19 protein-coding genes and 1 pseudogene are annotated in these 22,356 nt (G+C 74.6%); 9 read left to right on the top strand and 11 right to left on the bottom strand.

From position 1 onward, the window contains the following. Positions 1–2 precede the first annotated feature (2 nt). On the bottom strand, positions 3–1,565 hold the full coding sequence (gene lnt / locus ACIGXM_RS28090; protein ID WP_396565621.1) for an apolipoprotein N-acyltransferase: 1,563 nt from the start codon (positions 1,563–1,565) through the stop codon (positions 3–5). 101 nt (positions 1,566–1,666) lie between these two features. After that, positions 1,667–2,443: a class I SAM-dependent methyltransferase gene (locus ACIGXM_RS28085; protein ID WP_396565619.1), complete on the bottom strand. Its 777-nt coding sequence runs from the start codon at positions 2,441–2,443 to the stop codon at positions 1,667–1,669. A 191-nt stretch (positions 2,444–2,634) separates the two neighbouring features. Between ACIGXM_RS28085 and ACIGXM_RS28080 the strand changes: the two genes are divergently transcribed. Continuing rightward, positions 2,635–3,150, top strand: coding sequence for a histidine kinase (locus ACIGXM_RS28080; protein ID WP_396565617.1), 516 nt, complete (start codon positions 2,635–2,637; stop codon positions 3,148–3,150). Positions 3,151–3,166: 16 nt separating this feature from the next. Here the strand turns inward: ACIGXM_RS28080 and ACIGXM_RS28075 are convergent. After that, positions 3,167–3,298 (bottom strand): annotated as a pseudogene (locus ACIGXM_RS28075) (SpoIIE family protein phosphatase); the annotation flags it as partial. Positions 3,299–3,529: 231 nt separating this feature from the next. On the opposite strand from ACIGXM_RS28075, the gene ACIGXM_RS28070 reads away from it, so the two are divergent. The 4 genes from ACIGXM_RS28070 (at position 3,530) to ACIGXM_RS28055 (ending at position 8,188) form a co-directional block, all read left to right on the top strand. Next, positions 3,530–4,624 (top strand): sugar ABC transporter substrate-binding protein, encoded by a 1,095-nt coding sequence (locus tag ACIGXM_RS28070; RefSeq protein WP_396565616.1) that lies wholly within the window; start codon positions 3,530–3,532, stop codon positions 4,622–4,624. 39 nt (positions 4,625–4,663) lie between these two features. Then, positions 4,664–5,452, top strand: a complete 789-nt coding sequence (locus tag ACIGXM_RS28065; protein ID WP_396565614.1) for an ATP-binding cassette domain-containing protein — start codon at positions 4,664–4,666, stop codon at positions 5,450–5,452. 56 nt (positions 5,453–5,508) lie between these two features. Then, positions 5,509–6,777, top strand: coding sequence for a sugar ABC transporter permease (locus ACIGXM_RS28060; protein WP_396565751.1), 1,269 nt, complete (start codon positions 5,509–5,511; stop codon positions 6,775–6,777). Positions 6,778–6,928: 151 nt separating this feature from the next. Continuing rightward, the gene (locus ACIGXM_RS28055) at positions 6,929–8,188 is read left to right on the top strand and encodes an acyl-CoA thioesterase/BAAT N-terminal domain-containing protein (protein WP_396565612.1); all 1,260 of its coding nucleotides are present in this window, start codon (positions 6,929–6,931) and stop codon (positions 8,186–8,188) included. Between the two features lie 3 nt (positions 8,189–8,191). Here ACIGXM_RS28055 and ACIGXM_RS28050 read toward each other — a convergent pair whose 3' ends face one another. From ACIGXM_RS28050 to ACIGXM_RS28030, 5 genes are all read right to left on the bottom strand, one after another. Next, on the bottom strand, positions 8,192–8,542 hold the full coding sequence (locus ACIGXM_RS28050) for a VOC family protein (protein ID WP_396565610.1): 351 nt from the start codon (positions 8,540–8,542) through the stop codon (positions 8,192–8,194). 79 nt (positions 8,543–8,621) lie between these two features. Then, positions 8,622–9,848, bottom strand: a complete 1,227-nt coding sequence (locus ACIGXM_RS28045; RefSeq protein WP_396565608.1) for an alanine racemase — start codon at positions 9,846–9,848, stop codon at positions 8,622–8,624. Beyond that, positions 9,845–11,659 carry an IucA/IucC family protein gene (locus tag ACIGXM_RS28040; RefSeq protein ID WP_396565606.1) on the bottom strand — a complete coding sequence of 605 codons (1,815 nt, stop codon included), beginning with the start codon at positions 11,657–11,659 and terminating at the stop codon, positions 9,845–9,847. Before ACIGXM_RS28040 ends, ACIGXM_RS28045 begins: the two co-directional genes overlap by 4 nt. Before the next feature lie 70 nt (positions 11,660–11,729). Beyond that, complete coding sequence (locus ACIGXM_RS28035) at positions 11,730–13,442, bottom strand: IucA/IucC family protein (protein WP_396565604.1); 1,713 nt, start codon at positions 13,440–13,442, stop codon at positions 11,730–11,732. Continuing rightward, complete coding sequence (locus tag ACIGXM_RS28030) at positions 13,439–14,677, bottom strand: acetyl-CoA carboxylase biotin carboxylase subunit family protein (RefSeq protein WP_396565602.1); 1,239 nt, start codon at positions 14,675–14,677, stop codon at positions 13,439–13,441. Before ACIGXM_RS28030 ends, ACIGXM_RS28035 begins: the two co-directional genes overlap by 4 nt. Before the next feature lie 290 nt (positions 14,678–14,967). On the opposite strand from ACIGXM_RS28030, the gene ACIGXM_RS28025 reads away from it, so the two are divergent. Then, positions 14,968–15,804 carry a (2Fe-2S)-binding protein gene (locus ACIGXM_RS28025; protein ID WP_396565600.1) on the top strand — a complete coding sequence of 279 codons (837 nt, stop codon included), beginning with the start codon at positions 14,968–14,970 and terminating at the stop codon, positions 15,802–15,804. A 136-nt stretch (positions 15,805–15,940) separates the two neighbouring features. Here ACIGXM_RS28025 and ligD (ACIGXM_RS28020) read toward each other — a convergent pair whose 3' ends face one another. Further along, positions 15,941–16,921 carry a non-homologous end-joining DNA ligase gene (gene ligD / locus ACIGXM_RS28020; protein WP_396565598.1) on the bottom strand — a complete coding sequence of 327 codons (981 nt, stop codon included), beginning with the start codon at positions 16,919–16,921 and terminating at the stop codon, positions 15,941–15,943. A 239-nt stretch (positions 16,922–17,160) separates the two neighbouring features. Between ligD (ACIGXM_RS28020) and ACIGXM_RS28015 the strand changes: the two genes are divergently transcribed. Continuing rightward, positions 17,161–18,231: a Ku protein gene (locus ACIGXM_RS28015; RefSeq protein WP_396565596.1), complete on the top strand. Its 1,071-nt coding sequence runs from the start codon at positions 17,161–17,163 to the stop codon at positions 18,229–18,231. 10 nt (positions 18,232–18,241) lie between these two features. Here the strand turns inward: ACIGXM_RS28015 and ACIGXM_RS28010 are convergent, their stop codons facing one another. Further along, positions 18,242–18,463 (bottom strand): hypothetical protein, encoded by a 222-nt coding sequence (locus ACIGXM_RS28010; RefSeq protein ID WP_396565594.1) that lies wholly within the window; start codon positions 18,461–18,463, stop codon positions 18,242–18,244. Between the two features lie 123 nt (positions 18,464–18,586). Further along, complete coding sequence (gene ligD / locus ACIGXM_RS28005) at positions 18,587–19,489, bottom strand: non-homologous end-joining DNA ligase (RefSeq protein WP_396565592.1); 903 nt, start codon at positions 19,487–19,489, stop codon at positions 18,587–18,589. A 162-nt stretch (positions 19,490–19,651) separates the two neighbouring features. Here ligD (ACIGXM_RS28005) and ACIGXM_RS28000 point away from each other — a divergent pair, with 162 nt between their 5' ends. Further along, positions 19,652–20,698: a PHP domain-containing protein gene (locus tag ACIGXM_RS28000; protein ID WP_396565591.1), complete on the top strand. Its 1,047-nt coding sequence runs from the start codon at positions 19,652–19,654 to the stop codon at positions 20,696–20,698. A gap of 174 nt (positions 20,699–20,872) precedes the next feature. Next, complete coding sequence (locus ACIGXM_RS27995; protein ID WP_396565589.1) at positions 20,873–22,267, top strand: DHA2 family efflux MFS transporter permease subunit; 1,395 nt, start codon at positions 20,873–20,875, stop codon at positions 22,265–22,267. Positions 22,268–22,356 lie beyond the last annotated feature (89 nt).

Below are 22,356 nucleotides of genomic sequence, written 5' to 3'. Positions count from 1 at the left end.
GCTCAGCGCGCGGCGGTGGCGATCCGACCGTCGGTGGGTACCGTCGCGGCCGGGCGGCGGAACCGCCGGCGCCGGTCCGGGTCGGCGAGTTCGTACGCGACGGCGAGCAGCAGGACCAGCACGGCGGTGCGGGGCACCAGGTCGCCGATCCGGTCGTACCAGGTGCGGCTCTCCGGCCCGGGCAGGGCGAGCCGCAGGGTGACCGCGCCGGTCTGCCCGGTGCCCAGCCGGGCGAGTTGGCGGCCCTGCGGGTCGAAGGCGACCGACACGCCGGTGAGCGCCGCCTGGACGGCCGGCCGTCCGCTCTCCACGGCGCGCAGCGCGGCCAGCGAGGCGTGCTGCTCGGGCGCCCAGGTGTCCTGGAAGCTGGAGGTGGCGGACTGGTAGACGAGCAGCTGGGCGCCCTGGTCGGCGGCGGTCCGGCTCATGTCGGGGAAGGCCGACTCGAAGCAGATCAGTGCCCCGATCGGGAGTGGCTGCCCGGCCCGGTCGGCCGGGCGCAGCAGGTGGAAGGAGCGGCCGGGGGCGCGGTTCTCGCCGGCCGCCCTGCTGATCGCGGAGAGCCAGCCGAGCAGCGGCCGCAGCGGGATGTACTCGCCGAACGGGACCAGCCGCATCTTGGCGTAGCGGGCCTCGATGCCGTCCGGCCCGATCAGCACGGCGTCCTTGGAGATGTGGCCGTCGGCCTTCCGGGCGTCCTCGTTGACCAGCAGGGCGGCGCCGGTCTGTGCGGCCAGTGCGCGGAGCCGACCCAGGGTGGCCGGGTCACGGCTGAGGTCGGTGGTGACGCTGCTCTCGCCCCAGACGACCAGGTCCGGGTGGTGACCGGTCAGGGCGGCGGTGATCCGCGCCGAGGCGTCCAGCCTGGTGGCGCCGTCCGGCAGCACACCGGGCTGCACCAGGGCGACGGTGGCATACCGCTCGGTGGCCGGCGCGGACTCCAGCGCGAACAGCGTCGGGCCGCTCAGCAGCACCAGCGCGGTGGCGCCCGCGCCCAGCGCGCGGACCTGGCCGCGGTCGGCGAGCAGCACGACCGCCAGCCCGGTGTTGACCGCTACCACCGCGCCGCTCACCAGCCAGACGCCGCCCACCGAGGCCAGTGCGAGCACCACCGGGTGCCGCCACTGGGTGGCGCCGAGCAGCGCCCACGGCCCGCCCAGCGCCTGCCAGGACCGGGCGTACTCGGCGACCACCCAGGCGGCGGGCACCACCAGCAGCGCGGCCAGCGCCCGGCGCGCCGTCAGCGGGGGCCCGAGCAGCGCCCAGACCGCCAGGCCCACCCCGCCCTGCAACGCGCCGAACAGCGCGGCGATCAGCAGCAGCCCGGGACCGACGGTCGGCAGCAGCCAGTACATCGCGGCCAGCACGAAGCCCGCGCCGAACCACCAGCCCCGCACCGCGGCCTCCCGGGCGTGCGGCGCCCGCTGCATGACGAGCAGTCCGGGCACCAGCGCCACCCAGGCCAGCGCCTCCAGGTCGGGGGCCGGGAAGGCGAGCACGGGCAGCATGCCGGCGGCCAGCGAGCCGTACCGGACGGGGTCGGAGAACGCGGCTCGGAGCGACATGATCCGATTCTCCGCCCCGACGGCGTGTCGACGCGAGAGTGCGTGCGGCGACATGCCCTGGCTGACGGCGCGTCAGGTCTCCGGCGCGCCTGGTGGTTCGGTCAGCGGATGGCGGCGACCAGGGCGTCCGGGACGGACCGCCAGGCGATCCCGGCCTCGGCGAAGCCCGCCTCGGTCAGCCGGGCGGTGTGCCACTCCGCGGAGTGGCTCTCGCCGTCCGCGTGCGAGCCGTAGATGACGTTGCGGGCGGCGACGGCCTCGGCGAGTCGGGGGTCGGCGGCGGCCGCCTGCCACCACTCCTCCCAGCTGAGCACGGACTCGGCCCGGTCCCGCTCCTGCCGCCGGCGTCGCAGGGCCCGCTCGGCGGCGTTCAGCAGGGGGGTGTTCGGGGTGGGCGCGTGGTCGGCGTTGAGGAAGACGCCGCCGGGCCGCACCAGCCCGGCCAGGTCGCGGTAGAGCCGCAGCAGGTCGTCGGTCCTCAGCCAGTGCAGCGCGGTGGCGGTGACCACGGCGTCGAACGGGCCGGCGGGCAGCGCGGCGGCCCAGTCCGGGTCGGTGAGGTCGGTGGTGACCAGGGTGAGCCGTGGCTCGTCGCGGAAGTGGCCGGCGGCGATGGCCAGCAGCGCCGGGTCGAGGTCCACCCCGACGCTGGTCGCGCCGGGCAGCCGGGCCAGCAGCCGCTCGGTGATGCTGCCGGTTCCGCAGGCCAGGTCCAGCACCCGGGGCGCCGGGCCGGCGACCGCCTCGACCACGTCGAGCATCACCCGGAAGCGCTCCTCGCGCTCCGGCAGGTACCACTCCTGCTGGCGGTCCCAGCTGCGCTGCCAGCCGTCCCAGTAAGGGCGTTCGGCGACGCCGGCATCGGTGGTGGTGGTCATGGGAGTCCCTCCGAGTAATAGATGAGCCGGACTTCACCTCTTACGCATGACTCTAGTCGCGAATCAGTAATAGGCCAAGTGGTCTTCTGCCACTTACTTCATTCGGACGGGTGCCGCCCTGGCGCCCGCCTCGGGGGAGCGGACCTACCGTGGAGGGTGGGCCGCCGGGCCCGTCGTCGGGAGGCAGTGCGATGTCGGACACCCACGCGATGCTGTTCGTCACCTTCGCGGACCAGGCGGCGGCGCACGCCGCCTACCAGGAGGCGAAGGAGCTGCCCGGAGCGCGCCAGGCCGCGCTGCTGCGGCGTTCCGCCGAGGGCCTGCTGGACGTCCCCGAGAGCTGGGTCCGCGGTGCCGGCACGCCGACCGTGGCCGGCGGGATCCTGGGTGGGCTGGTCGGCCTGCTCGGCGGTCCGCTCGGGGCCTTCCTCGGCTGGACGGCGGGCACCGCGCTGGGCGGCGCGGCCGAGCTCAAGCACTTCCAGGACGCCGCCGAGACCCTCACCGTCTACAGCAGTGGCCTGGTGGAGAGCGGCTCGCTGCTGGTCGTCGAGCTGCACGAGCACGATCCCGGGCCGGCCGACGAGCTGGCCGCGCGGCACGGCGGCCGGCTGGTCCGCCGCCCGGCCGCCGAGGTGGCCGCCGAGGTCCGGCTGGCCGAGGCGGCGGCCGAGGACGCGATCCGCGAGGAGCAGGTGAAGGACTGACGCCCGCGCCCAGCGACGGGTCGACCGGCAGCTCCAGCAGCCGCCCGGTCCGCCCGGGCCGGAGTTGCAGCGGTGGCAGGTGGCCCGGGTTGGCGAACGAGCAGCGGCCGGTGGCCGGGTCCACCAGCGCGAGCAGGCAGGTCGCCACCCGTTCCAGGGCTCGGTGGGGCGGGCGCCACGGCGGGATCGGGGGCGGGGTGCCGGAGGGCGCCGGTCCTTGCCCCGATCATCCCATCGAAGCGGTGCGGCCGCCGGGGGTCGGACGCCGGCCACCGGCCCGTTCGGCCGATCACCGATAGCGCCGGCCGAAGCGCCTGCCGAGACTCGAGAGTCCGGGGGCCCGATCCGCAGAGCCCCCGACCCGGAGACGAGGTGCCTGGTGAAGCTCGGTCTCGCGCGCGCCGCGGTCGCGGCCACGGTGCTCAGCCTCCTGCTGGTCACGGCCGCCTGCGGCTACGCCCGGCAGGCCGGCGGGAGCGCGCGCGCCGCGGGCGGCACGGTGCGGATCGGGCTGCTGCTGCCGGAGAGCAAGACCACCCGCTACGAGCAGTTCGACCGGCCGCTGATCGAGGCCGCGATCCGGGCGTTGGCGCCCGGCGCGCAGCTCGACTACTACAACGCGAACCAGAACGCCACCCAGCAGCAGACCCAGGTCGACACCGCGCTGACCAAGGGTGACCAGGTGCTGATCCTGGACGCGGTGGACGCCCGGGCGGTCGAGTCCTCGGTGCGGAAGGCGCACGACGCGGGCGTCAGGGTGGTCGCCTACGACCGGCTGGCGCAGGGCCCGGTGGACTCCTACGTGTCGTTCGACAACGTCAGGGTCGGCCGGCTGCAGGGCGAGGCGCTGGTGGCCGCGGTCGGCGACCGCGCCCCCGGTGGCCGGATCATCATGATCAATGGCTCGCCGACCGACCCCAACGCCGCCCAGTACAAGCAGGGCGCGCACCAGGCGATCAACGGCCGGCTCACCGTCGCCCGGGAGTACGACACCCCGGACTGGGACCCGAACAACGCCAACCAGGAGGCGGCCGCGGCGATCACCGCGCTGGGCCCGGCCACCGTGGTCGGGGTCTACGCCGCGAACGACGGGATGGCCGCCGGCATCGCCACCGCGCTGCGGGCGGCCGACCTGAGCGTTCCGCTGACCGGCCAGGACGCCCAACTCGACGCCGTGCAGAGGATCCTGGCCGGCACCCAGACCATGTCGATCTACAAGCCGTACCGTCCGGAGGCCGAGGTGGCCGCCGAGATGGCCGTCGCGCTGGCCCGGCACCAGCCGCTGCCCGCCGCGCTGGCGCCGACCGCCCAGACCAACGGCAGCGGGCAGACGGTGCCTTCGGTGCTGGTCCCGCCGACCGTGCTGACCAGGGACAACATCAGGTCGACCGTGGTCGCCGACGGTCTCTACCCGGTGGCCCGGATCTGCACCCCGGACTACGCGTCGGCGTGCGGCGCGGCCGGGTTCAGGTAACCGACGCGGCAGGCGCGGAGACGAGAGGGAGGTGGCCCGGTGACGGACACGGCGGTGGTCCCGGTGCTGGCCCTGCGCGGGATCTCCAAGCGGTTCGGTGCCGTCCAGGCGCTCACCGGAATCGAGTTGGAGGTCGCGGCCGGCCAGGTGCTCGCCCTGGTCGGCGACAACGGCGCCGGCAAGTCCACCCTGGTGAAGGCGATCGCCGGGGTCAACCAGCCGGACGAGGGCGTGATCGAGTGGCGGGGCCGCCCGGTCGTCATCCACCGGCCGCAGGACGCCCAGCAGCTCGGCATCGCGACCGTCTACCAGGACCTCGCGCTCTGCGACAACCTGGACGTGGTCGGGAACCTCTTCCTGGGACGGGAGTTGCGGCGCCTCGGGGTGCTCGACGAGGTCGAGATGGAGAAGCGCTCGCGAGAGCTGCTGGACACGCTCGCGATCCGGATCCCCAGCGTGCGGATCCCGATCGCCTCGCTCTCCGGCGGCCAGCGGCAGACCGTCGCGATCGCCCGCTCGCTGATCGGCGCGCCCAGCGTGGTGGTGCTGGACGAGCCGACCGCCGCGCTCGGCGTGGAGCAGACCGCGCAGGTGCTGGACCTGGTGGAGCGGCTTCGCGAGCGCGGCCTCGGGGTCGTGCTGATCAGCCACAACATGGCCGACGTGATGGCCGTCGCGGACCGGATCGCGGTGCTGCGGCTGGGCCGCAACAACGGCCTCTTCGACCGCCGACGGACCAGCCAGGAGCAGATCATCTCGGCCATCACCGGGGCCACGGACAACGCCGTGACCCGCCGACAGGCCCGTGACCAGGAAGGGACCTCGTGAACGGCGACACCCCGCAGGACGGCGGCTTCCGGCGCGGTCCGCTGCCCGAGGACACCATGCCCAGGGGCGGCGTCAACACCACCGTCCCGGTCGCGGCCGAGGCCACGCCGGCGGTCGATCCGCGGCTGATCGTCCGCGACCAGGGGGTGGCCGGCTACCTCGGCGAGTTCAGACGCCGGTTGAGCAGCGGCGAACTCGGTTCGGTGCCGGTGGTGGCGGCGCTGGTGGTGATCTGGGTGGTGTTCGGCAGCCTGGACGGCACCTTCCTGTCCGCGCAGAACCTCTCCAACCTCTCGCAGCAGATCGTCGGCACCGGGATGATCGCCCTCGGGGTGGTCTTCGTGCTGCTGCTGGGTGAGATCGACCTGTCGGTCGGCTCGGTCAGCGGCCTGTGCGCGGCGATCTTCGCGGTGCTGAACGTGACGCACGGGGTGAACCAGTGGGCCGCGCTGGCCGCGGCGCTGGCCGGTGGGGCGCTGGTCGGGCTGGTGCAGGGCCTCTTCTTCGCCCGGGTCGGGGTGCCGGCCTTCGTCGTCACCCTGGCCGGCAACCTGGCCTGGAACGGCCTGATGTTGCAACTGCTGGGCGCCAGCGGCACGGTGAACCTCTCCGGGCACGACGTCGTGTCGCGGCTCTACACCACCGTCTATCCGCAGGTGATCGCGGCGTACGGGCTCGCGCTGGCCGGCGTGCTGCTCTTCCTCGGTGCCTCGGTGTACGACGCCGAGCGCCGCCGCCGCGCGGGTGTGCCGTTCCGGCCGATGAGCGACATCGCGCTGCGCACGGTGCTGTTGGCGGTGGTGGCGTTCTCCGCGGCGTACACGCTCAACCAGTACAAGGGACTGCCGCTGGCACTGCTGGTCTTCCTGGTCCTCATCGTGCTGCTGGACTTCCTGCTCCGCCGCACCTCCTACGGTCGGCGGGTGTTCGCGCTCGGCGGCAACATCGAGGGGGCCCGGCGAGCCGGCATCGGCGTGGCCGGGATCCGGGTCTCGGTCTTCGTGATCGCCTCCACCATGGCGGCGGTCGGCGGGCTCTTCCTGGCCGCGCAGATCCAGTCGGCCAGCCAGACCTCGGGCGGCGGCAACCTGCTGATGAACGCCATCGCGGCGGCGGTGATCGGCGGCACCAGCCTGTTCGGCGGCCACGGCAGGACCTGGTCGGCGCTGCTCGGCGCGCTGGTGATCGGCTCGATCCAGTCCGGGATGAACATCGAGGGGCTCAGCAACGCCATCCAGTTCATGATCACGGGTGCCGTGCTGCTGGCCGCCGTGGTGATCGACTCACTGGCCCGCCGCACCCAGCGGGCGGCGGGTCGGGCGTAGCCTTCCCGGTGTACCCGGTCCGCTTTCGGTGAGAACTGGGCTGGTCGGACGTGCACGGCGTAGGATCCGGAGCGGCGCGTCGATCACGCGGCCGTGGAATGACCAGGCGGGGACCGGGCCCGATCCGGCGATTCGATGGTGGGGGGATGCCGTGCGGCGGTTCCGCCGGTGGGCAGGCTCGGCGGCGCTGGTGGTCGTGCTGACCGCGACCGCCGCCGGCTGCGGCGAGGTGCCGCGGGCGGCGCCGGTGATCCGGACGGACCAGGCGAGCGCGCCGCTGGACGAGTCGGCCCACCTGCGGATCACCGGGCTGTCGCCGAACGAGCGGATCTCGGTGGCGGCCGAGGCGGTGGACGCCGAGAACGTCACCTGGCAGTCCGGCGCCGAGTACCGCGCCGACCGCTCCGGGACGGTGGCGCTGGACACCGCCCGGCCGCTCAACGGCAGTTACCAGCGGCCGGACGGCATGGGCCTGTTCTGGTCGATGGTCCCCTCGAGCGGCGACTCGGGGCAGGCCGTCTTCGTCCCGCGACCGCGGGCCGACCGCGGCTACGACGTCTGGCTCGCGGTGGCCGCGAGCGGCCGGCGGACGGCGGTGCGCACCCTGACCCGGGTGGGCCAGGGCCCCGGCGTCACCCGCCAGGTGCTGCAGCCGCGCCTGGGCGGTGTGGCCGGCGAACTGTACCTGCCCGCGCCCGGCACGCCCCGGCACCCGCCCGTGCTGCTGATCGGCGGCACCACGGAGGACGAGGCGCTGGGCCCGACCGCGGCGCTGCTCGCCACCCGCGGCTACCCGGCCCTCTCGGTGGCCTACCCCGGCCAGGCCGGGTTGCCCGGCACGCTGACCGACGTCCCCTTGGAGTACTTCCGCGCCGCCGCCCAGCTGCTGGCCGGCCAGCCCGGCACGGACCCGGCCCACCTGGCCGTCCTCGGCTACGCGCGGGGCAGCGAGGCGGCCCTGCAACTGGCCCAGGACTACCCGGACCTGGTGCACGGCGCGGTCCTCTACGCGCCGGCCGACCGGGTCGGTGTGGCGTTCCACGGACCCGGCGCGGCCTGGACGCTGGCGGGTCGACCGGTCCCGAGCGGCCCGATCCCGGTGGACCGGGTCAACGGGCCGGTGCTCACCCTGGCCGGCGGCCAGGACCCGCTCTGGCCCGCGGCATCGGCCGCCCAGGCGGTGACCGCCGCCCTGGACGCGGCCGGCCACGCCTACCCGCACAAGACGCTGGTCTATCCGCAGGCCGGCCACCAGGTCGGCACCTTCCCGTACCAGCCGGGCGGCATCCGGCTCACCGACCCGCTCACCGGTGTGGTCACCGACCTCGGCGGCAGTCCCGCGGCCAACGCCGGGGCCCGCGCCGACGGGTGGCCCCAGGTGCTGTCGCTGCTGGGATCGTTGAGCGGCTGACGACTACAACTCCGTTGCCAGCGGATGGCGCGGCTCGTACAGGCCGACTTCGCCGCCGCCCGGCAGCCGCAGCCGGGTCACCCGCCCCCACCGCTCGTCGCTCACCGGGTGGGTGAACTCCACCCCCTTGGCGGCCAGTTGCTCCATGGTTGCCGCGATGTCGGTACACATCAGATAGAGCTCCTGGGTTCCCGGCCCTTCCGCGGGATGCACCCCGAGTTCGGCCGGCGGCAGCTTGAAGATCAGCCAGCCGCCGCCGGCGTCGACGTGCGGGTACTCCAGGACGTCACGGAAGAAGTCCCGGTCGGCTTCGGGGGCGGCGCTGTGGATGATGACGTGGGTGCCAGTGATCATGCGGCCAGGGTAGGTGCGGTCCGGCCGCGCGCGGCCCAGCCACGCTCGGACCGGCCGACCGGGGGCCGCCGGATCAGCCTTACTCGTCGAGGACGTGGAAGGTCGGGCGGGGGTGCAGCAGGAACTCGTGGTGGGAGATGTTCCAGGCGTAGGCGCCGGCGAGCTGGAAGACCACCCGGTCACCGGCTCGCAGGCCGGGGGCGGTCGCGTGGTGGGCCAGGACGTCCTTGGGCGTGCAGAGTTGGCCGGCCAGAGTGATCGGGGCGGCGGTGGCGGTCGGGCGGGGCCAGGGGTGCGGCCAGGCGGGGACCGGGAGGACGTCGAACGGCTGGGAGTGGCCGCGGGTGGCGGGGGTGCGCAGGTGGTGGGTGCCGCCACGGAGGACGGCGAACTGCTCGCCGTGACTCCGCCTGACGTCCAGCACCTCGGTGGCGTACCAGCCGCAGTACGCGGTCAGCGCCCGGCCCGGTTCGATCCGCAGTCGCAGGCCCGGATGGCGAGCCAGCAGGTGGCGCAGGCCGGTGCCGAGCGCCGCCCAGTCGAAGCGGGCGGCCGGGGCGGTGTAGTCCACCGCCATGCCGCCGCCCAGGTTGACCTCGGTGAGTTCCAGCCGGTGCCGGGCGGCCAGCGCGGCCGACCAGTCGAGCACCTGTTCGGCGATCGCCAGGTGCTCGGCCGGGGCCAGGCCGCTGGCCAGGTGGGCGTGCAGGCCGCGCAGCCGCAGCCGGGCGGCCTCCGGGCGGGCCAGCAGCCGCAGGCACTCCTCGGTCGCCCGTGGGTCCAGCCCGAACGGGGTCGGCCGGCCGCCCATCGCCAGCGCGGCGGAGTCCGGCAGGCCGGTGGCGAGCGGCGGGTTGACCCGGAGCAGGACGTCGACCGTGGCTCCCGGGGCGGCGGCGGTGAGCGCGGCCAGTTGGCGCAGTTCCTGGACGCTCTCCAGGTGCCAGCGGTGCACCCCGGCGCGCAGCGCGGCGGCCAGCTCGGCCGGGGTCTTGCCCGGGCCGCCGAAGGCCAGTGCGGCGCCCGGTGCGGCTGCTCGGACGTGCGCCAACTCGCCGCCGGAGGAGACCTCGTAGCCGTCCACCAGGTCGCGCAGGGCGGTCAGCAGGGCGGGCTCGGGGTTGGCCTTGGCGGCGTAGTACAGCTCGACCCGCTCGGGCAGCGCGGCCCGGACGGCGGCGGCGTGCCGGCGCAGCGCGGGGAGGTCGTAGAGGTAGGCGGGGAGTTGGTCGGGGGCGAGGTCGGCGAGCCGGGCCAGCACGGCCGGGGTGGGGTCGGCGGAGGTGCTCGTCGCGGAGGCGCTCATCGGGTGCTCCGGGCCAGGGCGGGGGTGGACGCGGGAGTGCGGGCGGCCTGGGCCAGCACCTCCTCCGCCAGTGGGGAGGGCAGCCGGACGTACCCGGCCGCGCGGTCGGCCTTGCGCTCCCAACGGGTCAGCAGGTTGGCCTTGGCCGGCAGCGGCGCGCCCGCCAGCAGGGCGCCGAGCCGTGGCGGGCAGCCGCGCTCGGCGGCGTAGTCGGCCAGCGTGGCGCGGACCAGCGCCCAGAGTTCGGCCTCCAGCGACGGCACCCGGTCGGCCAGCGCGGCCAGCAACTCGGCGACGTGGTTCACCAGCAGGCAGTAGACCACCCGGTCCCAGCCGCGCTGGGCGTCGTAGCTGATCGGGCCGCTCACCTCGGGCGGCAGCCCGGCCAGCAGCGCGGCGTTGCGTTCGGGGAGCAGCTTGGTGCCCTCCAGGTCGCGGAAGAGCACCTGGGCCGGGTGGCCGGTCGGGTCCACCCCGATCAGCACGTTCTGCAGGTGCGGCTCCAGCACCACGCCGTGGTCGAAGTAGGCCGCCAGCACGGGCGGCAGTAGCAGCCGCAGGTAGGCCGCCCACCAGGCGAGCAGCTCGCCCGGGCCGGCGTCGGGCAGCAACCTGGAGATCTGGGCGGAGCTGGTCGGGTACTCGTCGGCGACCGCGGCGGCGAGCAGCGGGGTGACGCCGGGGCGCAGCCGGGCGTCCAGGTCCTCGCGGACGATCAGGCCGAAGCCCTCGAGGAGGGCGAGCTCCGGGGTGCCGTCCGGGCCGGGCAACGCCAGCGACCGGTAGGCCGGTTCGCGCAGCACCGCGGCTCCCGGGAAGCGCTCGGCGAGGTCGGCCAGCGCCGGTTCCAGCCGGCGGGTCAGTTCGACCGCGCCGATCAGCTCGTACACGGCGTTCTTCCGCAGGCAGTTGGTGATCCGCACGTTCAGGCTGAACTTGAGGAAGGCGCCGGCGCCGCGCAGGGTGCGGACCGAGGCGGTGGCGGCGAACTCCGGGCCGCCGGTGCCCAGATCGAGCACGTCGTGGCGGGCTAGGGCGGCCCGCAGCAGCGGGTGGTCCGCGAGGAGCTGGTACTGCCACGGGTGCGCGGGCAACAGCCGGTAGCCGGAGGGGACTTCGCGGACTCCGTCGCCCGGTCCGCCGCGCACCGGGTCGAGCAGCCCGTCGAGCAGCGCGGTGGCGGCCGGGTCGGTGGTCTGCTCGGCCAACAGGTCCTCGCGCACGGCGAGATAGCGCAGCGGGAAGGCCGCCCGGGCCTCCGGCGCGTACGCGGACCACTGCTGCCCGTCCTGGTCGCCCTCCACCGAACGGGACTTGGGCGCGGGGTGGAACCGGTGGCCGAAGAGCAGCGCCTGCTCGGACTCCAGGTAGCGGTCCGCACCGGGTGCCGGGCGGTCGCGCAGTGCGGCGCGGACGACCCGGTGGCTGGAGACCAGCTGGTCGAGGAACTCCTCGTTGTCACCGCCGGTCCGCAGGGTGAGTTCCCGCCGGACCTGTCCGGCCAGCGTGAGCCAGTCCAACTCGACCCAACCGTCCGCCTGTTCGACTTCCACCGGGCCGCTGAACCGGTGCGCGCCGAGCAGCGAGCCGCGGCGCAGCGCGACCCGCAGCAGCACGCCGCAGCGGGGCAGCCGGAGCAGCAGCCGACCGTCGCTGACCGCGGTCTGGTGTTCGGGGCCGGAAACCTCCCGCAGCAGGCAGTTGACCAGGGTGTGCGCCACCACCTGCTCCGCGTCCGGCAGTTCGGCGGACGTCCGGGTGGGCGGCCGGGGCGCCGGGACGGGCGGTGGAGGCGGTGGGACGGCGGGCATCAGCGGCTCCTGCGGGGGCGGGGAAGAGGACGAGGGACGAGCGGCCCGACGGTCGGCATGATGGTGGTCTTCACGTGCCCACCAGGTAGTTGGGCCCGTCGGTGTAGTGCTTGTTGATGTCGGCCGCGCCCGAGCGCACCTTGCTGAACAGGGTGCCGGCGCTGACCATCGCCTTCACCGGCAGCCGGTCGGCCGCCAGCAGGGCGGCGCGCAGCGGGGCGCCCTCGGCGCCGAGCCGGTCGATCGACTCGGTGAGCCGCTCGCGGAGCAGCCCGAGCAGCTGGTCGCGCGGGGCCCGGCCGTGTGCGGCCAGACCGAACGCCAGGGCGGCGGTGCAGAGGTGGCCGGTGATGGTGGTGAACAGGTCGGTGAGCGCCCGGTCGTCCTCGGCGAGGATCCGCGCGTCGTCGAACTCGGCCGGACGCGGGGCGAACCGGCCGAGTTTCGCGGCGAGCCGGGCGGTGCGCAGTCGCGGGCCGTCGTTGTCCTTGTGGAGCAGCCGCAACCGGGTGTGGCCGCCGGGCGTGTCGAGCAGCAGTGAGGTGTTCTGCTGGTGCGACTCCAACGCGATGCCGTAGCCGAAGAGCGTGGTCTGCCAGTCCAGCAGCAGGGTGAGCAGGGCGTCGTAGAGGGCGACCGGGTCGCCGCCGTAGAACCGGTCGGCCAGGTGGTCGATGACCAGCCGGCCGCCGGGGGCCACGGCGAGCAGCGCGGCCAGCGGGACGGTCAGCGCGCCGTCCGGTCCGCCGGGTCCACTCGGGTAGCGGCGGAGCAGCACGGCCAGCAGCTCGTGCCCGGCGTGCGCGTAGTGCTGCTCGTCGGCCAGCAGCACGCGCTCGCGGAAGCGCGGCTCGTGGTCCAGCACGGCGGCCAGCAGCCGCTGGCCGGCCGCGCCGTCGCGCAGCGTGCCGGGCTTGATGGTCCGTCGGTTGAGACGGCCCAGGGTGGCGGTGGCCAGCGGCAGCTTGAGGTGCCAGGCCGGATCGGCGACCACCGCGACCGTGCGCATCGACAGGGTCGGGACGACCGTCAGGTACGGCCGCTCGGCGAGCACCGCGTGGTCGGCCAGGCCGCTCTCGCGTAGCGCCCGGTCCAGTGGCTCGCCCACCGACAGTGGGTGCACCGGGATGGCGTGGGCCGGGCTGGTGCACCCCAGTCGGGCCGGGGTGGGCCACCAGGCGGGCCGCGGGCCGGTGCCGTGCACGGTCAGCGCCGCAGCCGGTACGAGTAGCCAGCGCAGCTCGAAGGATGGATGGAACTCAGGCGCGTAGAAACGTAGTTGTCGCTCGTCGAGACCTGACCGGCCACGCGCGGTGGGGTAGACCGGGTGGTCCAGGAAGGCGGCCAGGCTGTCCAGGGCGAGACTGCCCAGCGGGCCGGTCCAGTCGGCCGGGTCGGCACCGTAGCGGGCGGCCAACTCGGCCAGCACGGCTGGCTGTTCGGATTCGTGCAGGAGCATGGTCGCCAGCGTCTGCCGGCACTCCTCGGCGAAGGCGTCGTACCCGGGCCGGTCCGCGGGATCGGCGGCCTGCCGCAGTGCGGCGAGGATGGCGTCCAGCTCGGTCAGCGGCACCCCGGCGACCTCCAGCAGCGGTAGCCTGGCCGCCAGTTCGCACTGGAATCCGTCGTCCGCCACCGGCAGTGCGAGGCCGGCCGTCCCGGCCCGGTACAGCCAGCGCCCGTCGGCGCGCTCGACCGTCGTGCCGTGCGTCCGCAACCCGGACACGTCCTCGCGCAGCAGCGCGCTGAGCACCCGCAGCGTCAACTCGGCTGCGGCGCTCACGGGGTGATCTCCCAGCGGTTGGCGGCGAGGAAGCCGGCCACCGCGCGGTCGACGGCCTCCTGGCCCGGCCCGACGGCCCAGACCAGGCCCAGGTAGTCCCGGTTGGTGCGGTAGTGCTCGTGCCGCTCGCCGAGCGCGCGCAGCGGACGGTAGCGGAGTCGGACGCCGTCCGCCCCGCCGTCGTGGCGACCCCGGCCGTAGGGACCGTCGTCGTACGGATCGGGCGCGGCGGTGAGCCGGCCGGCCCGGTCGGCGCAGACCGCCCGGTGGCGGGCCCGCAGGTCGCGGCGGGCGCCGAGGTCGGCGGGGAGTGGGCGACCCAGGTGGGTGGCCAGCACCAGCTCGAAGTAGGGGAGTTCCAGCACCTGCGCCAGCAGCAGGTCGCACTGGTCGCCGATGGCACGGTAGTTGACCTCGATGATCCTGGCCCGGCCGTCCGGCTGGAGCACGAACTCGGTGTGGCAGGCGCCCAGAGCGACCCCCAACGCGTCCAGCTGGCCGAGCAGTTGCTCCAGCACCGGCTGCGGATGGTCCGGGACGTACTCCAGCGCCACCTCGACGAAGTCCGGTGGCGGCGAGAGCTGGGTGCGGAAGCCGCCGAGCACGTGGCGGGTGCGGCCGTCGCCCAGCGTCTCCAGGGTGTGCAGCCGGCCCTCGAGGAACTCCTCGACCAGCAGTGTCGCACCGGGCCGGCGGTGCCTGATCTCCCGGCAGCGCGCGGCCAGTTCGGCCTCGTCCGCGACCAGCACGACGTCCTCGCTGGCCACGCCCTCGCGCGGCTTGAGCACGACCGGGAACGGGATCCCGCTCAGCTCTGCCGGATCCTGTCCGGCGGGGAGCTCGGCCGCCCACACGGTGTCCAGGCCGGCGGCGGCCAGGTGGCGGCGCAGCTCGGCCTTGTTCTTGGCCCGCAGGGTGGCCCGCCAGTCCTTGCCGGGCAGGCCGAAGTACTCGGCGGCCAGGGCGGCCTGGGTCTGCAGGTGGTCGCTGTTGCTGAACACCGCGATGGGGGTGTGGTGCCGGGAGATCAGCCCGACCACCTCGTGGAAGTCCCGGACGTCGCACTCCAGAACCTCCAACTCGGCTGGCAGGTCAGGGCGTTCGGCGTAGGCCGCACGGTGTGCCGGAGTGTCGTGGGTCAGCACGGTGACGTCGAGGCCGAGGGTCGCGGCGGCGGGCAGGAAGCCCTCGGTGACCGAGTCCGTCGGGTTGAGCGCGAGCAGGTAGAGCCGCATGGATTCCTCATCTGGTCGGGCTGAGATCGTCGGCGACGGTGGCGACGGCCAGGGGCGGCCTGACCCGGGGGCACGCGGCGCCCGGGGCGGAGCGGCCGACGGAGCGGTTCTCAGCACGAGACGGGATCTTAGGTTAGGCAAACCTAAGCAAGTCAAGCCGGAAGCTGGAAAGTTCGGCCGATCCGGGATTTTCGGCGACCGAAGGGATGAGTCGGAGCTTCTCTGGTGCCCCTCTGGTATCTGACGGCATGTAAGGTGAGGCTCACCTTATAAACTCCGGAGTGTGACGCATGCTCGACTCGCCGGTACTGCCCGTGGCCGCGGGGCTGCTCGCCGACTCCTGGCGACGGGTCGCCGACTGCGCGCCCGCGCTGGACGTCACGGTGCTGACGGCCGCTCGGCCGACCGCCCCGGCGGGCTGGCTGCCGCTGATCGGGTCGGCCGAGCAGGTCGGCCGGGCGATCGCCGGCGAGGCGGACCGGATCCGAGTCGCACACGGTTGCGAACCACCGCTCCCGGTGGCCGCCTCGCGACTGCTGCACCACTACCTGTGGTCGCTCGGAGTGCTGGCCGGTGGCCCCTGGTACCTGGAGCGCCGGGTCCCACGACTGCGTCCGGAACTGCTCCGGACCGACCCGGCGACCGGCGCCCTCGCCGTCCGTCCCAGCGGCTTCGCCTGCCTGCCCGACGACCCGGCGGCCGGCCGCCCAGGCGTCCGGGTGCTCCCCGGCGAGGCCGCGCTCCAGGCCGAACTGCGCTCTGCCGTGGCCGAGTCGGCCGAACCGCTGCTGGCCGCCTTCCGCCCCGTGCTGTGCCGCGGACCACGGGCGCTGTGGGGGATGGTGGCGGACGACCTGGCCTCCGCCCTCTGGTACCTGGGCAGGATGCGCGGGGAGGAGGAACGGGCGGTCGCCGCCGCCACCGCCGTCCTGCCCGGCGGCACCCCGCCGTTCCCCGGCGCCGCCGACTTCCGCCGCCTGCCAGGCACCCGCGGTGGCACCCACCTCACCCGCACCCGCCTGGGCTGCTGCCTCTACTACGCCATCCGCCCCGCCGACGCCTGCCTCACCTGCCCGCGCACCACCGACGCCGAGCGGGTCCGCCGGCTGGAAGCGGCGGGCAGCTGAGGCCACGGCACGGTGCCGGCCGGCCGACCACGCGCGGGATCACCCCGGCCGGACCCCAGACCCCAGACCCCGGACCCCGGACTTCGACTCCGGTGACGGCCGGGCGCCCGGGTCGGCGAACTCCCGCGTCACGAAGTTAACCCCCGGTCTCCCGGACCACCTCGCGGGGCTCCTTGTCGGGGCGCAGGCCGCGGAAGCGGGGGTGGCGCAGCCGGCCGTCCCGGGTCCACGCGGTGAAGGCGACCTCCACCACCAGCTCGGGGCGGACCCAGTGGGCTCCCGGTTCGGCGACGGGGTCGGCGAACGGCGCTCCGGGTTGCTCCAGCCGGTCGAGCACCGGGCGCAACCGGCGGAGCAGGGCGGCGTCGAATCCGGTGCCGACCTTGCCCGCGTAGCGCAGCCGGCCGTCCTGGTAGTGGCCCAACAGCAGGGCGCCGAAGCCGATCCGGCTGCCGGAGGGGTTGGTGAAGCCGCCGACCACCAGCTCCTGGCCGCTGGTGCACTTCAGCTTGAGCCAGGCGGGCGAGCGGTGCCGCACGTAGCGGCTGTCCGCGCGCTTGGCGATCAGGCCCTCCCAGCCGTCCGCGCAGGCCTGGTCGAGTGGGGCCGGGCCGTTGCCGGTCCGGTGCTCGGTGAAGCGCAGCGGATCCTCGAACCGCACGGCCCGGGCGAGGAGTTGCTTGCGGTCGCGGAGCGGCAGGCCGGTGGTGTCGTAACCCTCCAGGTGCAGCAGGTCGAAGAGGAAGTAGGTGACCTCGACCCCGGTCGCGAGGGCCCGGACCGGGTCGCTCAGCTGCATCCGGCGTTGCAGCCGTTCGAAGCTGGTGGCGCCCTCGGCGAGTGCGACGATCTCGCCGTCCACCACGAAGTGCCGCACGGGCTGGCGGGCGAGTGCGGCGACCAGTTCCGGGAAGCCGGCGTCCAACGGCCTGCCGGTGCGCGAGACCAGCCGGACCCGGTCGCCGTCGCGGTAGCCGAGCGCGCGGATGCCGTCCAGCTTGCGTTCCAGCAGCCAGTCGGCGTCGAACACGCGCCGGTCGCTGGCGGTGGCCAGCATCGGGTGCAGTGCGGTCGGCACCGGGGCCGGGACGTGCGCCGGGGTGGCGGGCCGGGTCATCACGGGCCCCTTTCGACGGCGAACCCGTGCCTCCCATTCTCCGTCCGAGGCCGCCCTGCGGCCGTGTGGTGGGAAGCGCACCATGGAGGGGTCGGGTCGGCCGAAGGGCCGGCCGGTGCGCGACCGCGCGCGGTCGCCGCGGAGGGGTGCCGTCTCGGGAGATCGAGACACGGATTCCGACACGAAGAACGGGAAACCGACCGGGCGGTGGTTCCGCGCAGGTCGAGGAGGTGGCGCCGATGGCCAGGCCGATCTGGACCGGCACGCTGAGCTTCGGACTGGTCACCGTCCCGGTGGCGCTCTACTCCGCCACCGAGGACCACTCGGTGCACTTCCGGCAACTGCAACGCGGCACCTCCGACCGGGTCCGCAACCAGCGGGTGAACGAGCGCACCGGCAAGGAGGTCGGCTACTCCGACATCGTCAAGGGCTTCGAACTGGCCGACGGCGAGTACGTGGTGGTCGAGCCCGAGGAGCTGGAGCAGATCTCGCCCGGCCGTTCCAGGGCGATCGACATCAGCGGCTTCGTCGACCTCGCCGAGATCGACCCGATCTACTTCGACCGGACCTACTACCTCGGGCCGCGCGGCAAGGAGTACGCCCGGGTGTACCGGCTGTTGCACCGGGCGCTGAGCGAGACCAACCGGGGCGGCCTGGCCACCTTCGTGATGCGGGGCAAGCAGTACCTGGCGGCGGTCCGGGTGGAGGGCGACGTGCTGGTGCTGCAGACCATGCACTACGCGGACGAGGTCCGTGACCCGCACCGGGAGGTCGACAACCTGCCCGAGGACGGCGAGGTGCGCGAGAAGGAGCTGGCGGCGGCCCGGCAGCTGATCGAGGCGCTGAGCGCGGACTGGGATCCGCAGGAGTACCACGACACCTTCACCGAGCAGGTGCGCGAACTGGTGGAGGCGAAGCTGGAGGGCAAGGAGGTCGTGGTGGCCCGGCCGGCGCCGGAGAGCACCAACGTGGTCGACCTGATGGCGGTGCTGGAGCGGAGCCTCCAGGAGGCGGGCGCGGGCGGCGACGGCGCGGTCGCGGCGGAGCAGGGGGAGCAGGGGGAGCGCGCCAAGGGCCGGGGCCGGGGCCGGAGCCGGAAGGCCGCCGGACCGGCGGCGGAGAAGCAGGCCGGGGCCAAGGGCACGAGGGCGGCCAAGGCGCCCGACCTGGCCGCGATGAGCAAGACCGAGCTGTACCGGCTGGCGACCGAGCAGGGGATCCCGGGCCGCTCCACGATGAGCCGCGACGAGCTGCGACAGGCCCTGGGCGCTGCCGCCGGCAAGCCCCGGCGGCTGCACGCGGTGTCCTGAGTCGCGCGGGTCAGCGGGCGGAGTCGGGGTCCGGCTGCGGTTCGGGCGCGGGGTCCGGCTCCGGCTGCGGTTCCGGCGCGGGGTCCGGCCCGGGGAACGGGTCAGGGCCGGGTCCGGGGAACGGGTCGGGACCGGGTCCGGGGAACGGGTCGGGGCCGGGTGGCGGCGGCACCGGCAGCGGCTCGGGCATCGGCGGTCGGACGTCGGGGTCGAGCGGGACGGGGATGCTCATCACGGACCTCCGGATCAAGCGCGGCGGTGGGCTCGGCGGGCGAGCGGCGCGTTCCCCCGTTCAGCCGCCTACCCCGGACGGACCGGGCGAACCGAGTGGGCCGGCCGAGCCGGGCGCGGCCGTTCACCCGGGCAGTCGGCAGGCGCCGGCGGGCTCGGTGAGCGAGCGGTGCGGGTCGCCGCCGGCCGCGACCCGGGCGGCCACCTGGTCGGCGCTGAAGACCAGCTGCTCGGCCCGCTCGCAGGACTCGACCTCGGCCCAGGTCAGCGGCGTGGAGACGGTCGGCTGTGGCCGGGCCCGCAGTGAGTACGCCGCGATCGTGGTCTTGGCGCTGCTGTTCTGCGACCAGTCGACGAAGACCCGGCGCGGCCGCAGGTGCTTGGCCATCCGGTCCACCACCAGCGCCGGCCGGGCCGTCCGGAGCCGGCGGGCCAGCTGCCGGGCGTAGTCGTTCACCTGTTCGGCGGAGGTCTCGACCAGCGACACGGTCAGGTGCAACCCCTTGCTGCCGGTGGTCTTCGGCCACGCGGTCAGCCCGTCGGCGGTCAGCAGCTCCCGGGCCAGCAGCGCGACCTCGCAGCAGTCCAGCACGTCGGCGCCCTCGCCCGGGTCGAGGTCGATGATCAGCCGGTCGTGCGTCTCCGGGCGGGTGCGCCACTGCGGCACGTGGATCTCCAGGCAGCCCAGGTTGGCCGCCCAGACCAGCGTGGGCAGGTCGCCGACCACGGTCTGCCGCATGGTCTCGGCGCCGTGCGTCACCTCCAGCCCGGACACCCAGCGCGGAGCTCCCGGCGGCACCCGTTTGGCCCAGAACCGCTCGCCGTCCACGCCCTCCGGCAGCCGCAGGAAGCTGGCCGGCCGGTCCCGCAGATGCGGCAGCATCGTCGCGCCGACCTGGGTGTAGTAGCGCAGCACGGCGGCCTTGGTGAAGCCCGCGGCGGGGTACACGACGCGGTCGAGATGGGTCAGCCGCAGCCGTCGGCCCTCCAGCTCGGCGACGGTCGCGGTGGGGTCCGGATCCGGCATGCCTCCATCGCACGGCGTGAACCGCTCGCGTGCACGCCGGAGCGTGCGCGCGGCGGGAGCCTTCGCGCCGTTCACCCGGACGGCCCGATTCGGGCGAACCGGCCAGGGGCACGCGTCCCGGGACGCCGCGCCGGACCGGGGCGGTCCCGAGGGGATGAGCCGATGGACCCGATCGCCGCGCTGGAGCGGATCGCCTTCCTGCTGGAGCGGGAGCACGCCTCGACGTACCGGGTGCGGGCCTTCCGCACGGCGGCCGACGCGCTGCGCTCGCGCGGCGAGCTGCCGCGCACCACGGCCGGCCTGGCCGCGCTGCCCGGTCTCGGCCCGGTCACCGCGACCGTGGTCGTCGAGGCCCTCGCCGGCCGGACCCCCGACTACCTCGCCGAGCTGGAGGAGCGGGCGGCCGTCCCGGTGCTGGAACTGGACGCGCCGGCCGAGCGGTTGTACGCGGCGCTGCGCGGGGACTGCCACCTGCACTCCGACTGGTCGGACGGCGGTAGCCCGATCGAGCTGATGGCCCGGACCGCGCGTGAACTCGGCCACGAATGGGCGGTGTTGACCGACCACTCGCCACGGCTGACCGTCGCACGCGGCCTGAGCCCCGAGCGGCTGCGTGAACAGCTCGGCGTGGTAGCCGAGTTGAACAACCGGCTGGCGCCGTTCCGACTGCTCACCGGCATCGAGTGCGACATCCTCGACGACGGCTCGCTCGACCAGGAGGACGACCTGCTGGCCGAACTGGACGTGGTGGTGGCCTCGGTCCACTCCCAACTGCGGATGCCGGCACCGGCGATGACCCGGCGGCTGCTGGCGGCGGTGGCCAACCCCCTGGTGGACGTGCTCGGTCACTGCACCGGCCGGCTGGTCGCGGCGCGCCCGGACAACCCGCGCGGTGCGGGCAAGGAGCGGCCGGAGTCGGTCTTCGACGCGGTGGAGGTCTTCGCCGCGTGTGCCGAACACCGGACCGCGGTGGAGATCAACAGCCGCCCCGAGCGGCTCGATCCGCCGATGCGCCTGCTGCGCCTGGCCGAACAGGCCGGCTGCCTCTTCGCGTTGGACACCGACGCGCACGCGCCGGGCCAGCTCGCCTGGCAGCCCTTCGGCTGCGCCCGTGCCGCGGCGGCCGGCGTCCCACCCACCCGGGTGATCACCACCTGGACGGCGGCGCAGCTGCTGACCTGGACCCGCACGGGCCGCCGGCCGCGGTGAATGCCGTCACCCGACGTCCGCTGACTATGTATATTAGGCAAACACCTAGAGGTCCTAGGTAAATGGGTGAGGGAGGGGGAACTGGTGCCTGAGCTGACGTCATCCCGAGACGGAGCACGGATATCCACGTCGAGCGGCCCGGACGACGGCCCGCGCGGCCTTGACCGCTCGTCGGTGCGCATCGCGCTGATCCTGGTGCTCGGCGGGTTCGTCGCGTTGCTGGACAGCACGGTGGTCGGGGTGGCCGTGCACACCCTCGCGGGTGCCTTCGCCGCCGACCTCGCGGACACCCAGTGGGTGACCACCGGCTACCTGCTGGCGCTGGCGGCGGTCATCCCCGCCACCGGCTGGGCGGCCCGGCGGTTCGGCGCGACCTCGGCCTGGCTGGGGTCGCTCGGGGTCTTCCTCGTCGGGTCGGTGCTGTGCGGGTCGGCCTGGTCGCTGGGGAGCCTGGTGCTCTTCCGCGTGGTGCAGGGGATCGGGGCCGGCGGACTCTTCCCGCTCTCCCGAGTGATCGTCATGGAGGTGGCCGGTCGGGAGCGGTTGGGGCGGATGACGGCCCTGATGGCCGTCCCGGTATCGGTGGCGCCGATCGTCGGTCCGGTGGCCGGGGGTGCCGTCCTCGCGGGGCTGTCCTGGCGGTGGGTGTTCCTGCTCAACGTCCCGATCCTGCTGGCGGCGATGGTGCTCTCCGCACTCTTCATCCCGCGGTCGCGTGCCGCGGACGTCGGTCGGCTCGACGTCCTGGGGCTGCTCTGCGTGAGCGGCGGGATCACCGGGCTGCTCTTCGGTCTGAGCGGCCTGGGCGAGGGGCGCGCGGTGACGGCGCCCGAGGTCGGGCCCGCGCTGCTGCTGGGCGTCGCGCTCCTGGGCGGTTACGCGGCTCGGGCGTCCCGTTCGTCGGCGCCCGGGGTCGTGGAGCTGAGCCTGTTCCGCGACCGGGCCTTCGCCGCCTCGGCCGCGCTGGGCTTCCTCGCCAACGCGGGGCTCTTCGCGGCGGCCTTCCTGGTGCCGCTCTTCTACCAGCAGGCAGGTGGTGGCGGCGCCCTGGACGCCGGGCTGGTGCTGGCGCCGCAGGGGCTGGGCTCGCTGGTCGCGGTGCTGCTGGTCGGCCGGCTGGTCGACGTCGCCGCCGCGCGGGCGCGGACGATGGTGTTGGCGGGGTTGCTGCTGGTCGCGCTCGGCACGGTTCCGTTCGCCCTGGTCGGGTCCGGATCGGCGCACCTGTCGCGGTCCGGGGCGCTCCTGCTCGGTGCGCTCTTCGTCCGCGGCGTCGGGCTGGCCTTCGCGGTCGCGCCGACCATGAAGACGCTCTACCACTCGTTGCCCGTGGCCCGGGTCCCGGCGGCGACCACGGCCAACGCCATCGGCCAGCAGGTGGGCGGCGCGGCCGGCACCGCGGCGGTGGCGGTGGTGCTCCAGCGCTGCACCGACCGGGGTGGCGCGGTGGCGGGCTTCCACGCGGCGTTCTGGGTGACGCTGGGCCTGATCGCCCTGGCGGCGGCGCCGGCGTCGTTCCTCCCCGACGGTAACGGCCCGGCCAGCGGGCGGAGCCGCTCCGGCAGGTAGCCGGGCACCCGTCACCGGAGGCAAGGATCACCGCACCGGCACCCGCGCGTCCTGCCGCCCACCTGCCGGCACCGCGGTCGGACGGCCGC

It is taken from the genome of Kitasatospora sp. NPDC052896 (assembly GCF_044547075.1).
Lineage (GTDB): Bacteria > Actinomycetota > Actinomycetes > Streptomycetales > Streptomycetaceae > Kitasatospora.
Note: the sequence above shows the minus strand (reverse complement) of the source record. Positions and strands in the feature narration are given on the sequence as shown.

Excerpts from the sequence above, each read along its gene's own strand:
- ligD (WP_396565592.1), bottom strand. The coding sequence starts at position 19,489 with ATGCCGGATCCGGACCCCACCGCGACCGTCGCCGAGCTGGAGGGCCGA.
- ACIGXM_RS28015 (WP_396565596.1), top strand. The coding sequence starts at position 17,161 with ATGGCCAGGCCGATCTGGACCGGCACGCTGAGCTTCGGACTGGTCACC.
- ACIGXM_RS28010 (WP_396565594.1), bottom strand. The coding sequence starts at position 18,463 with ATGAGCATCCCCGTCCCGCTCGACCCCGACGTCCGACCGCCGATGCCC.
- ACIGXM_RS28030 (WP_396565602.1), bottom strand. The coding sequence starts at position 14,677 with ATGCGGCTCTACCTGCTCGCGCTCAACCCGACGGACTCGGTCACCGAG.
- ACIGXM_RS28085 (WP_396565619.1), bottom strand. The coding sequence starts at position 2,443 with ATGACCACCACCACCGATGCCGGCGTCGCCGAACGCCCTTACTGGGAC.
- ACIGXM_RS28080 (WP_396565617.1), top strand. The coding sequence starts at position 2,635 with ATGTCGGACACCCACGCGATGCTGTTCGTCACCTTCGCGGACCAGGCG.
- ACIGXM_RS28025 (WP_396565600.1), top strand. The coding sequence starts at position 14,968 with ATGCTCGACTCGCCGGTACTGCCCGTGGCCGCGGGGCTGCTCGCCGAC.
- ACIGXM_RS28000 (WP_396565591.1), top strand. The coding sequence starts at position 19,652 with ATGGACCCGATCGCCGCGCTGGAGCGGATCGCCTTCCTGCTGGAGCGG.
- ACIGXM_RS28060 (WP_396565751.1), top strand. The coding sequence starts at position 5,509 with ATGCCCAGGGGCGGCGTCAACACCACCGTCCCGGTCGCGGCCGAGGCC.
- ACIGXM_RS28045 (WP_396565608.1), bottom strand. The coding sequence starts at position 9,848 with ATGAGCGCCTCCGCGACGAGCACCTCCGCCGACCCCACCCCGGCCGTG.
- lnt (WP_396565621.1), bottom strand. The coding sequence starts at position 1,565 with ATGTCGCTCCGAGCCGCGTTCTCCGACCCCGTCCGGTACGGCTCGCTG.
- ligD (WP_396565598.1), bottom strand. The coding sequence starts at position 16,921 with ATGACCCGGCCCGCCACCCCGGCGCACGTCCCGGCCCCGGTGCCGACC.
- ACIGXM_RS28050 (WP_396565610.1), bottom strand. The coding sequence starts at position 8,542 with ATGATCACTGGCACCCACGTCATCATCCACAGCGCCGCCCCCGAAGCC.
- ACIGXM_RS28040 (WP_396565606.1), bottom strand. The coding sequence starts at position 11,659 with ATGCCCGCCGTCCCACCGCCTCCACCGCCCGTCCCGGCGCCCCGGCCG.